This is a genomic window from Arcanobacterium pluranimalium (genome assembly GCF_016907845.1).
GTDB classification, from domain to species: Bacteria; Actinomycetota; Actinomycetes; order Actinomycetales; family Actinomycetaceae; genus Arcanobacterium_A; species Arcanobacterium_A pluranimalium.
On sequence record NZ_JAFBCS010000001.1, the window covers coordinates 1,918,883 to 1,930,462 of the forward strand.

The 11,580-nt window shown below is 53.7% G+C and carries 8 protein-coding genes, 1 tRNA gene and 1 pseudogene; 2 read left to right on the top strand and 8 right to left on the bottom strand.

Going from position 1 to position 11,580, the window contains the following annotated elements:
• Window positions 1-2: 2 nt before the first annotated feature.
• From JOD55_RS08230 to JOD55_RS09360, 3 genes and pseudogenes are all read right to left on the bottom strand, one after another.
• Window positions 3-1,121, bottom strand: a complete 1,119-nt coding sequence (locus JOD55_RS08230; RefSeq protein ID WP_204399521.1) for a hypothetical protein — start codon at window positions 1,119-1,121, stop codon at window positions 3-5.
• A gap of 306 nt (window positions 1,122-1,427) precedes the next feature.
• Window positions 1,428-2,168, bottom strand: a pseudogene (locus tag JOD55_RS09175) (IS30 family transposase).
• A gap of 74 nt (window positions 2,169-2,242) precedes the next feature.
• Window positions 2,243-2,635 carry a helix-turn-helix domain-containing protein gene (locus JOD55_RS09360; RefSeq protein WP_204398809.1) on the bottom strand — a complete coding sequence of 131 codons (393 nt, stop codon included), beginning with the start codon at window positions 2,633-2,635 and terminating at the stop codon, window positions 2,243-2,245.
• 165 nt (window positions 2,636-2,800) lie between these two features.
• Between JOD55_RS09360 and JOD55_RS08250 the strand changes: the two genes are divergently transcribed.
• Complete coding sequence (locus tag JOD55_RS08250) at window positions 2,801-3,610, top strand: hypothetical protein (RefSeq protein WP_204399522.1); 810 nt, start codon at window positions 2,801-2,803, stop codon at window positions 3,608-3,610.
• Window positions 3,607-3,906 (top strand): hypothetical protein, encoded by a 300-nt coding sequence (locus JOD55_RS08255; RefSeq protein WP_204399523.1) that lies wholly within the window; start codon window positions 3,607-3,609, stop codon window positions 3,904-3,906. Before JOD55_RS08250 ends, JOD55_RS08255 begins: the two co-directional genes overlap by 4 nt.
• A 493-nt stretch (window positions 3,907-4,399) precedes the next feature.
• Here JOD55_RS08255 and JOD55_RS08260 read toward each other — a convergent pair whose 3' ends face one another.
• The 5 genes from JOD55_RS08260 to JOD55_RS08280 all read right to left on the bottom strand — a co-directional run bounded on the left by JOD55_RS08260 (window position 4,400) and on the right by JOD55_RS08280 (window position 11,272).
• A complete protein-coding gene (locus JOD55_RS08260) occupies window positions 4,400-4,861 on the bottom strand; it encodes a single-stranded DNA-binding protein (protein WP_204399524.1) in 462 nt (153 codons plus the stop codon).
• Between the two features lie 323 nt (window positions 4,862-5,184).
• Window positions 5,185-6,102: a DUF4192 family protein gene (locus tag JOD55_RS08265; RefSeq protein WP_204399525.1), complete on the bottom strand. Its 918-nt coding sequence runs from the start codon at window positions 6,100-6,102 to the stop codon at window positions 5,185-5,187.
• A gap of 799 nt (window positions 6,103-6,901) precedes the next feature.
• Window positions 6,902-8,890 carry an AlwI family type II restriction endonuclease gene (locus JOD55_RS08270; RefSeq protein ID WP_204399526.1) on the bottom strand — a complete coding sequence of 663 codons (1,989 nt, stop codon included), beginning with the start codon at window positions 8,888-8,890 and terminating at the stop codon, window positions 6,902-6,904.
• Between the two features lie 12 nt (window positions 8,891-8,902).
• A complete protein-coding gene (locus JOD55_RS08275) occupies window positions 8,903-10,975 on the bottom strand; it encodes a Dam family site-specific DNA-(adenine-N6)-methyltransferase (RefSeq protein ID WP_204399527.1) in 2,073 nt (690 codons plus the stop codon).
• 223 nt (window positions 10,976-11,198) lie between these two features.
• Window positions 11,199-11,272 (bottom strand) — tRNA-Met (locus JOD55_RS08280).
• Window positions 11,273-11,580 lie beyond the last annotated feature (308 nt).

Sequence of the window (11,580 nt, forward strand, 5' to 3'; positions counted from 1 at the left end):
TATCAGCACGGAACCGACCACGAATTTCCCTGTGTATCAAACTTCAAGCATTGATCCTCGCTACCCGTTTCTACCCAGCCGTTCTGCCCACCAGTCGAACCGCCACTCGAGCCGCCGGCCGGACCGGGCGTCGTACCATTACCGGCTACCCCAGGAACTGAACCACCAGACCCCTTGGATGCACCGCCACTGGCACCTCCCGCACGTGAGGACGAAACTGGTGGTTTCGTCGTCGTCTGCCTTTGGGAAGAAACCTGGGCACTGCGCCCTTGCGCGGCGTCGAAACTTGCCATTGAGGCTTGCAATGCTGTGAGCGCAGCTTGAGTTGCCGCGTGAGCTTGAGCCAAAGCCTCTTGGTGCTTGCGCGCCTCGCCATACAGCGAGCTTTCATATTTGTCCTCGGCGTTCTTCACAAGCTCTTCAAGGTTTTTCACCTGGTCAGCTAGGGTGTTTCGCGTTTGCGGATCGGTCACTTTGCCATCGGAGCTGCCCAGTAATTGCTGCGAAGACCCGAGCAGATTTTTCGACCAGTCGATCCACGGTTTAAGGTTGGCGTCACGCCACAGCTTCGATGAGGCAAGTAGCTTTTGGTGTGCATCCTCGCAGGCTCGTGCAAGCTGCGAACTCACATCGTTTGCGCGCTCAGCAGACGCATCAAGGTGATCGGCTAGGTGATACAGCTCGTTTTTGGTCGGATCGTCATCGTCTATTTCATTTATGCGTTCTATTTTCTGGGCGCGTTCCAAAACGCTGAATAGATCGGCACATTCATTTTGCCCAGACACCGAATTGGCTTCACATTCTTTTTGCTGCGCGCGAGCCTTGTCCTGCTTGTGCTCTAAGTTGGTTATTGCCTGTTCATAAGCGTCATATGAGACGTGATAGGCCGAGCGTGCGCGTGACTTGGACACTTGCCAGTAAGTGACGGTCACAACGAGCAAAATAACGGCGGTGATGGTCGCGATGAGTATTTTCAACGGTCTCGAACTATTGGCGATCCGCTGCGTGATCGTTTTGCGCAAGTTATTCATCGTGAGTCGGCTTTCTCTTAACTTAGGTGTATGAGCTGTATATTTAGCGGGCAGGTCTTGGCGAATGCCCTTAGCGTGCCGCCAGAGCATAAACCAATATATTTCCCTAATTATTAGCAGAAATCGCAACCGCGTGAAGAAGTTTTCCACAGCTTTGGAGAAAAATGTGCAATTAAGCGATAGCAATAAATACGTGTTGGAAAAACGCATTGCAAAGCCGCTCTTCACGCGCTTGTTTGAAAATAGTTGTCCACAAAATCTCGAAATGTAAGGCCGCATGGCACACTCGATGCACTTAGGAAAAGATCGCCCCAAACGATTTGGATGAGCGGTAAATGAAAGATAAATAGTCCAAAAAATGGGGCGGATTTGGCAACATCTGCACATATGGTGGTGTCAAGTGGTGAGTGTAATGTTGAGGGCTTCTGCTGGTGTGTACCAGTTCAGGGTTTGTCGTGGTCTGATATTGAGTAGGTGTTGCATGTGTGCGATGTCTTCGTCGGAGATGGTACGGAAGTCTGTTTCTTTAGGATAGAAATCGCGTATCAGACCGTTGGTGTTCTCGTTACTATCACGCTGCCAGGGAGAATGAGGATCACAAAAATATACTTCACACCCACTCGCGAGAGTGAAACGGGCATGTTGAGCCATCTCAGCTCCTTGATCCCAGGTCAGACTCTTACACAACTGCTCAGGAACAGAACGCATCATATCGATGAGCTGGTCTCAAATCGTTGTCGTGTCATGAAATCCTTTGACTTTCTGCACCATCGTGAACCGAGTCGTTCGCTCAACAAGCGTGATCAGAGCACTTTTATGATTCTTACCGATCACGAGATCTCCTTCCCAATGACCAGGAACAGCCCGATCACCAGCCTGGGCAGGACGAGACGAGATATGGTGACCATCAAGACAAGGACGATCCTTACGAGCAGGTAATTTCGAGACCGCTATCCTTTTCGTTCTCCCTGAACGTAAAGCTTTATCAACCCTTAACTCCTGACGCAAACTTCCCCGACCTTGAATATAGATAGCCTGATAAATAGTTTCACCACTCACGTGCTTATCTTCATCTAACGGATAAAGAAACCGCAACCGGTTTTGTATCTGACGTGGGGAGTAACGCATATTCAACATCTACACAACCACAGCACGCAATGGCATACCCGGACCAAGCTTAGAACGTTTCGGACGCGCTCGACGCTCATGAGTTAAACGCTGGCATAAGCAGGAAAATACCCCGCCTGATCACTATTACGACGTAACTCAGGCGAGATCGTTAACGGATGAACACCAAGACAAGACGCCATACGAGCCTGAGACCATCCCTGAGCACGTAAAACACTAATCACACGACGATTTCCAAGATCAAGACGAGTACCATGACCATGCCTTAACCGGTGAGCACTATCAACATAACCAACAACACGCTTCTTACGAGTGCGGCGATCAACATCAATAACCATGCCAGACATTCTCGCCCATACACGAACACTCGAAGCAGCCCTAGCCATCATCCGAGCAGTTCCTTTAACCCCATACCCACGCTCGAGTAACTCCAACGCATACAACCGCTCACCCACACCCGAATGCGAACGAACCATGAACACAACACCCCTTCTCACCAACAAAGAAACATTGCACTCACCATCTGACACCACCCCTACAACACGCACCCAGAAGTTCGTTACCAAGACGAGCCGAAGAAGGGCCAACAGATCGCCGATCAAATCAAGATGTCGTTAGCGCATCAAGGTCTGCGCGAACATATGCGTAGTCTTGGCTATCCGGTGGAGCTGGATGTGAGTGAGAGGCATGATGAGTCGTTGAACCTTGATCGTTTTCAACAGATCGAAGACCAGAAACGTCTTCTGGAGCAGCGCGAACAGACAGTCTCTAAGGCCGAGGAAATTCTGCAAGAGGACCGCGAGTTTGCCACGCGTCAAGGTTTCGACGACGGTGTCCACATGGGTCGGAAAGAAGGTTTTGACCGTGCAATGGACGAAACCAAAACCGACCGCGACGCCGCCGCTGCCGACCGTCAAGCCGCCGCGCAGGAGCTACAGCAAGCACGTGAGAGTGTCCAACGTCAGGTCGAGCAGGCGCGCCGCAAGGCACGCAAGGAAGCCGAGGATGAGGCCAAGAAGATCAAGGCTGCCGCTGAGGTTGAAGCCTCACAGAAGCTCACTGAGGCGAACAACACGTTGGCCGAGGCTGCACAGGAGCTTGAAGAGGCCGAGCTAGAGAAGTCAGCCGCAGCTTCTGACCGTGTCGCCGCCGCATCGGAGCTGCGACAGGCCAAGGATGCCCGCGAGCAGGCTGAGCGCGACCAGTCGGCGGCAGGTGCCGACCGTCAAGACGCTGCCCAGGATCGCGCGGCTGCGGCCACCGACCGTGTACAAGCGGCACAGGAGCTAAGCGAGGCACATGCACGCGCAGAAGACGAAGTCAAGGCTATCCGCGACGCGGCAGCCGCCGACCGTGCCAAGGCAGCGCAAGAGCTAGCAGGGGTGCACGAGCGGGCAGCCAGATCATCGACTCCGCTAAGACTGTTGCCAAGGCTGAACTGGACAAGGTGATCGAACAGGCCAAGACGCTGGGCAAGCGTGCACGCGAACATATGTTGGTTGTCGATTCAGATTTCTTGGACAAGCTGCTCCAGCGGCCAGAGATACGGCAGGAGTACGACCTGCACGTGGCACGCGCGTTCAGTAGCCCGATCCTTGGTGGCAACCCTGTGGCTAATGGCCGCACGGTCGCCGAGGAAAAGGCGTTCCTGGACCGACAGCGCCAGCGTAGCCAGGAGTCGCTCGAGCACCGAGCACGCCAGAGAGGCGACGGTGATCATCAGTTGTGGCAGCGAGGGCACAGCTGATCGTCTTCTGGAGAGCACGATCAGCTGTACTGTGAGGCGTACCTCCGGTTGCACTGTGGAGAGCCGCCGGGGCTGTACACCCTGCCCTACCACTGAGGGTTCTTCCGGGCTTATACTCCAGCGTCGTTTCAGATCGACGCTCCAGAGGACGCTCCAGCGTTCCTGTCGCAAACGTTCGTTGTAGCGTACGCCCCAGCGTTCCTACGGGAGCACGCGGCTGGAATGTACGCTCAGGCGTTCACTGGAGCGTACAGATGGCATTTGTACGCTGGAACGTCGCCGTGACGGTGTTGTGGAGCAGTCGTTGGGCAGTAGCACCTAAAGCACCCCTGACAGTCACTTACAGCGTTCGCTGCACCGTACGCTCCACAGTCCTCTCCAGCGTTCGTCCCGACATCACCTGTCTTTTCCACCTGCCAGCACAGAGCAAGCTCGACGGAAAAAACAACGGCCCTGCTCACCCCTAGGGCTTGCAGAATCGTTAAAAGTTAGGTTAAAATGGAGGGCTATCCGTTACGGCATTTGCACCGGCCATAGCTGGTTGCTTAGCCTGGGTCTTGGCTTGTACCTTGGCTCCAGCCTTGGCGCCGCGCTTGGCCGCACGAGCAGCGGATTCACTCTTGGAGTCGATGAGCTGTACGGAGTCAATCCGTGCTACAAGCTCGAACCGCTCGACGCCTGACTTGTCAGTGAAGCAATCCGTACGCAGCGAGTAGCTCACCGCAACGCGGTCGCCGGTTCCGATGAAACCGAACACACCCGGAACGTTGGCGTCAGGCAAGTAGGACGTCAACTCGACGATCTCAGACTCGACCTCGCCGGTCGATTTGTTCACAAAGCTGTTGCGAGCAAAGACAGCCAGCTTGACCGTCGCACCGCCCGCGCGATTCTCGAAGAAGCGCGGCTCGGATGCAGCATGGCCAACGATGGTGCCAAAGTTGCATGGGTTAGACATTGTTGGAAACCTCCAGGTAGGACGTGAATTTTCTTTCAGTCTCCGAATCGAGAGACAGCTCTGCTGGCTCAAAGAAGAGCCCCCCCACATCCCTCGGCCCCTCGTCCCGGAGTGCTGGCGGCGCCGCCAAGAAGCTTGCGCCCAGCGTGAGCGCCGCCAGCGCCGCCCTGTTCAGCTACAGCGAGTGCCGGCCATATGAAAAAACAGCTCTGACCTGCATACATGAGCAGATCAGGGCCATTTGAATCGGTTAGACAGGCTCGGGGATATCGACCTTCACGCGGCCAATACTGACGCCTTCTTTCAAAGCAGGCATCAGCACCTCAAGCGCACACCAACCATAGATGCCTCCACAAGCAGCTGCGTGAGCCTATGGTCGCGAGACGCGGCGCCAGCAGCCTTGATAACCAAGCTGGCGCGGGTGTTGTGTCCACCGGCCAGTAACAGGCAGTCCAGCATACTGAGTGTGCCTGCCCGAGGTCGCTGTTGAGCAGCTGCTGCGCCAGGTCAGTGAGCAACTCTTCAGCCAGCTCAGGCCAGCTGAGCAGTTCGCCAAGAGCCAAATCACGCACATCAGCACTAGCCATCATGACGGCCACAAGGCGAGCTTGTGCTTCAATACGGCGCCCGGCTGTCAGGTCCTGTCGAAGCGGCAAGATCAAGTCATGGACAGCACCAACCTCGTCCAGCAGCTCAGCGGCGTGACGCATGAGAGCCTCGCCCTCTTCTGAACGAGCCGGATCGAACTGCAGCGGGTCCAGAGCCTCGTCACGGTCAGGAGCGATGAGATCGCCCTTGGAGAGCAACTCCTTGGTACTGACGGCCGCGTGAACGGGGGCGATCAGACCAGCTAAGAAGCTCGGATGGTAGGTGGATGCAGGCCGATCAGTCCACAAGGCGGTGTAGCACTCGTCTTCAGAGATGCCGCGACAGTGCCACACAACGTCGAGGTTGTCGATGCTAGCCGTGACGACCTCGCTGATGAACGGGTAGTTCGACGACTCAGCAACAACCACGGCGAAGACGGTGTCGGCCCCAAAGCTGTTGATGCAAGCTGTGATGTCAGGCAGGGAATTGGAGTCACCGACATCCATGCGCAAGACAGGCCCGAGGCTACAGGTGCTGTTATCGACGCGCTTGAGCAGCATGAACACGACGGAGTAGGCGGGGTGAAACCCCAGGATGCCTGGAATTTCGGCGATAAGGGCGGCTGGGGATGGGAGCGGAGCGGGTACAGACATGACCAGGACCTTTCGTACTGTGACGGATGTTCAGTCATCAGTCCAAAACGACGCTCTGCGTCGTTAGGTACCCGCTGTCCCCTGCTATCCGGGTCGTCACTGCCGGCCCGGTGTCATTAAGGTCAGGCTCCTGACCGATGTTTCTTGAACGCACGTGAGATGGTTGCCCGTGAGACACCAAAGACCTTGGCTACGGGCGTGGTGTTATCAGGAAGAATGGTAGCGGTACGGGATGCGGACATGGCGGTAACTCCTTGCATGAACGTTCTGGATGGGGGCAATTCATACTTGGGAACAGCCCCGCCGCTCGGACAGCGGTAGAGCTGTCGTTGGGGTCGGCGTCGACGCCAGGAAGGCAGGGTGGAAAAGGTGACTAACAACGGGCCGAAGACCATCACGGTAGACATCACCGGCGACATGCTGTTGCGGGCATTGAGCCGACAGGAAGTACAGGAGCGCCTTGGAGGCATTTCCCCCGCTTCTCTGGACAGGCTGCTGGCCTCGGTCGGGTCAGCTGACTGTGGTACCCGGCAGTGAGAGGCGCGGCACGAGGACGTTGATAACAGCGAAATCCATCTGGGGTACATCGACGGTATAGAGATCATCTTCTCGGGAAAGTAGAAGTACACCCCGTACGCGGCTTTCTGTATGTCGGGGAGACCAGACACCACAACGCCAGTAGCCGCTATTCGGGGTACAGCGCACTGAGTGACCAGGGTGTACGGCCAAGAGGTTAACGACACTCCCCCAGCTTGGCGCGGCAAGTGTTTTTAGCACTAGGTTCGGCGCCAGCCGATGCTTACGTGGTGATTAAGTTTGCGATTTCCTCACGCCACTTCAGTGGCATACGTTCATCGGAGTTGTGGGCTATCTCGAACAGCTCATAGAGGTCTGGGTAAGTACTGTTCTTCTCCACCAGCTGTTTTACCTGGTCAATGTCGATAGGGATGATTTTCAGTGGTGCGTATTCTTCATTCTTGCCCCAGTAACCAGACTGTTTGCGGAAGCGAAAGTCATTCGCGACGTTGACATCGATTTCTGGTGCGACAAAAACGCAGTAGTCACTGTGATTACCAGTTTCAAGAACATGGGTGCCCAAGTGACGAGAAACAGGTTCCATTTCCATACGCCGGGCGTTCGTTCCATCAGCCAGAGTGGCCTCGATAAGCATGTCATGTTCGGGGTAGGTATCAGACTTCTCGAACTCAAAAATGATGTCCGCACCTCCACCTTGGGCATGCGCTCGCGGCATGAGGTCTGCCTCAAAGGACAGTTTCATGAAATGCAGGACGTCGCCTTGCCGACCGGAGAACTCATACCAGATGAGTCCGAGCACGTACTCAAAAATGGTAGATGGCGTGGCATCCTCGGTAACAAGTTCCTTTACACGCTCATCATCACGAGTAATGAAGCAGTCAAGAAGCTCAAGAAAGACGTCTTTGGTAAAGCGATTGTCCAGAAGGTCGTGGAGACGTTCATAGCGCTCATCCTGAACAACGCTCTTGGCCTGTGTCAGCGAGACTAGCTCCACACCAAATTCGGATGACAGCGCAGTGAGCAGCCGGGCTTCTGATATATCAAACATAGGTGAGATGTCTGACAACGCCAGGGACTCGTCGAGTTTTCCTGACTGTGTGAACATGTCCACCAACAGTTGGTCACCCACGAGCGAGAAAAACGCTGCCGGGATGGAGTCAAACGTCACCGTTCGCTCACGAAACAGCACCGTATCAGTGAGCTTGAAATATCTGCGGTTGAGGTCGAAGTAATCTGACAGATTGGCTCGGGCCTTGTACAGATGCAGAAGTGTGAAGAAGACCTTCTTGAGCTGATTCTCGTCTGACACCGAGGCAAAGGGGTTATCAGGCGCAAAAGACGCGGCACTTTCTTTGTTGATCTTCGATGGATGGCTGTCCCCGAAGATTGCTTGCTTCCAGTATGAGGCGGTCTTGAGTTTCTTAATGCGCTTGTATAGCTCGGACACCTCGCCTGCGGACTGACGGTTGTCCACAAAGACACGTTTGAGCGATTGGTAGAAGGGAAAATACAGGCTGTCGTATTTTCGACTCTTGCGGTTCATCCCGACAGTCGTGACCAATTCTTCGTCGACGGTATGCTCCATCCACAGTGCGTATGCACGCTTGTAGTTTTCTTTGGCCATCAAGTTCTCAACGATGACTTCATCAAAAGAGACATCTCCGTTTCGTACATCACTGAGCTTTGTTTTCACGATGCTTAATGACTGTTCATCGACGACCAGCGGGATAAGGTAAGTAAGTTCGTCAAAGGATAAAGATCCGAACTCGTTCAAGAAATGCGCCAGTACGAAGTACGGCCGCACGTGCACACCGTCTCGAATCTGTAGCGATGTCTTCAGCATCTGCTTGAAGTAAATGTAGCTGTCAGCGGGGATCATGAAGTAGTTGTCGGTACCAAAGGAGCCTGCTTCCACATGGTTGAGCAGTTCTTCGCCAGCGGTTGTGATTACTCGGTTGTTGTCGGTAAACCCCAACGTAGGAAGCCCTGATGTCTTCTGGCGAGCATCTTTGTCGGGCCGGGGAGCATCACCTGCTAGTGCATCGTGTTTTTGTAGGTAATAGTAGAAGCGGCTCTGCAAATCATTGTTGCTGATCCATTTCCACTCTTCACCCATTTCTGTGACCGTTTGCGAGAAGTTGCGAAGGTGCATGAGTTGTTCTTCGATACGTAGGTTCATCTGGGCAACTCGAAAACTCGTTGTACCCAACACCCAGCAGTAGCTCTGGAAATTTATGTTCTCGTAGATCACAGCACGCCTTTGTTAGTAGTTCGTTATCAACACCTCAAGTGTAGTTGAAGAACGGTTGATTCTGCGATAGTTCGAGTTCCGGTAACTCATTGTGAGGTCGTGTTGAGTGAAATCCGAGTTCTTGATCCAGTCGCTAAGTATCTGATTGACGGCGCCTTTCGCCTCGATCACGTTTGATAGAGCAAACCTACGACCTGAGTTGTGGACGTCTTCGAGGAAGGCGAGAAGGTCACGCTCATGGGTCTCTGACCATCCGCCTCTCTCGTTATAGGTGGCCTGCGTAATCAGATACGGGGGATCGCAATAAAACACAGTGTCTAAAGGCGTGTCATCGATCTCAAAATCACGGAAATCTCCGATACGGAAGGAGCTGTCCATCTCCGAAATATGCTTGTGGAAATCCACAAGTTTGGTGCGCATTTTAGCGTTGAAGTCACGCTTCCCGACAGGAAGGTTGAACTCCCCCTTCGCATTAAACCTCAGCTGGTTGTTGAAACCATGAATCACCAGGACATATAGCAGTAGCGGGTCACGACGAGAAACATCTTCAGCGTTGTACGCTTCTCTGAGCCTCAAGAATGGTTCACGGTTTACATAGGCTAAACCTGAAGAGCTGTCCACACCGTAGTGCGTGTATGAGTACCGATGGGTGTTACTGAATCCGTAGCGGTCTGTAATCTCGTCCACGGCAGCGATGGTTTCTGCAGGGTCACTATGTGCGAGGAACTGAATTAGTTCAATGAGCTTGGGGTTGTTGTCATTAAAGACCACCCGGTCCGCGTCCACATTGGCACCGACCGTGCATCCGCCGGCGAAGAGGTCAACAAAGAGGCTTGTTCGAGGAAGATGGGGGCGTAGCTGCGGCACGAGCTTGCCCTTGCCACCGATGTAATTGATAGGGCTGAGGACTACGGCACTCGCAGGTTTGGCAGACTGTTTGACCGTGCAGACAAATAGTCGCTCACTGTTGTCTGCGATGGCAGACTTGCCGGTACTAAATGCCTTGTAGGGCCGCTCAAAAACTTGGACGTCACCTTTTTCAGAGAGAATCTCCATGATGTCGTCGTCGGTAATTTTCGCGTTTGAGCGTCCATTCCCCTTCGTGGCCATGTTGTTATACGAGAACACAATGTACTTGACATTCGCTTTAGCGACGAGATCCCTAAATGCTTCAGCTGCGCGAACAGTGTTGTAGTCACTCTTCAACGCCTTACGGTCCATTTTGCGGGCAACGCCGTGAACTTCTGGTTTTTCCCACCGTGCGATGTTCTCTAACAGATGGTAGGCATCACAATATTGACGCGAGTTGTATGGGGGGTCGCAGTACAGCAAGTCGCCAGAGATGTCCTCAATTAATGCGTTGGCATCGGCGTTGTAGCTCGTGTTGTTGGGCGAGAGGTCCACTGACGGCAAGACCACTGGAAAGATTAATGATTTGTCGAATTCTGCACCTTTACGGTACGCGTCGTAGTGCCCCACTGTGTTGGCAATGCGGTCCATACCGTAAAGAATTGACGTGAGCAGAATGGCAAACTCACGTTCATTGATGAGGTTTTGAGATCGCACCTGCTCTAGTAGTTCACGGGCGGCGCCGATCTTGGAGCAGTCATCGGCGCTGAAGAAAGTGTCAGCGAAGTTTTGTCGAACGTAGTTGTCTTCGCTTGTCTCAATGGCGTTGAGACACGCAATAGCATCGATAACGACGTGAGGCCGGTAGTCTGTGGGCGAAAACCAACAGCAGCTTGTGACATAGTTGGAGTAGAGAATGTCGTTTGTGATGAGCGCCTTGTCCTTGAAGGCGTTGGCCACAGCGCCAGTGCCAGAGAAGATGTCGATAACTGACTCGACTCCTGGGCAATGTTGGTCGACGGTCTCTCGTATAAATCCGGTCAGGCCGTGTTTGTTACCCAAGTAGCGACGGTTATTGATCTGCGAGACCCGAACGTTATTAGCGATGAGTTCCGTCTCAATATCCTTTAATGCCTGTTCACCAAGCTCACTGGCTAATTGGCCAGCGGTGCGCTGTACGATCTCCATAAATACTGACTCGATGGAGCGCTTCCGGGTAGCTGTGGTGGTTGTCATACTAAAGGTTCTCCGTTGCTCGTTGTGATACTTAGCATCCTAGATGCTAAGTATCACAACGAGCAACCCGTTCATGGAACAGTCAGGGCCTCCGGGTGCCAAGCAGTCACCCTTGCACGACAAATTCGACTCGCTAAAGCGACATCTAAAGCGACATTTCGAGATTCGGGCGTGAAAAACAAAGCTCCCTACCAACATTTCTGCTGGTAGGGAGCTTATCTAGTTGCGGGGACAGGATTTGAACCTGCGACCTCCGGGTTATGAGCCCGGCGAGCTACCGAACTGCTCCACCCCGCGTCGGTAGTTCTACCTTAGGCTTTCACCCCTGTAACTATCAAGGTGAGAGAGGGTGCCTTTGCTCACGTCGGTGTAGGTGTGCTGCTCACAACGGCTCACGTCGGTAGGTGTGCTGCTGGCGACTACAGATAATTGCAGGCATATTCGCTGCAATCTCATAGGCTCAGGCGTCTCACGATCCGTTGCGCTAACGCATAGATTCCCACGCACTAGCGCATCAAGCTCAATGCCGCCAAAACTGAGCAATCCCATAGCCGAACCTAGCCAGCCGGCTATGAGAAGCCCCCTCTCTCTTCAGCTACTTCTCA

Excerpts from the sequence above, each read along its gene's own strand:
- JOD55_RS08230 (WP_204399521.1), bottom strand. The coding sequence starts at position 1,121 with ATGCTCTGGCGGCACGCTAAGGGCATTCGCCAAGACCTGCCCGCTAAA.
- JOD55_RS09360 (WP_204398809.1), bottom strand. The coding sequence starts at position 2,635 with ATGGTTCGTTCGCATTCGGGTGTGGGTGAGCGGTTGTATGCGTTGGAG.
- JOD55_RS08250 (WP_204399522.1), top strand. The coding sequence starts at position 2,801 with ATGCGTAGTCTTGGCTATCCGGTGGAGCTGGATGTGAGTGAGAGGCAT.
- JOD55_RS08260 (WP_204399524.1), bottom strand. The coding sequence starts at position 4,861 with ATGTCTAACCCATGCAACTTTGGCACCATCGTTGGCCATGCTGCATCC.
- JOD55_RS08265 (WP_204399525.1), bottom strand. The coding sequence starts at position 6,102 with ATGTCTGTACCCGCTCCGCTCCCATCCCCAGCCGCCCTTATCGCCGAA.
- JOD55_RS08275 (WP_204399527.1), bottom strand. The coding sequence starts at position 10,975 with ATGACAACCACCACAGCTACCCGGAAGCGCTCCATCGAGTCAGTATTT.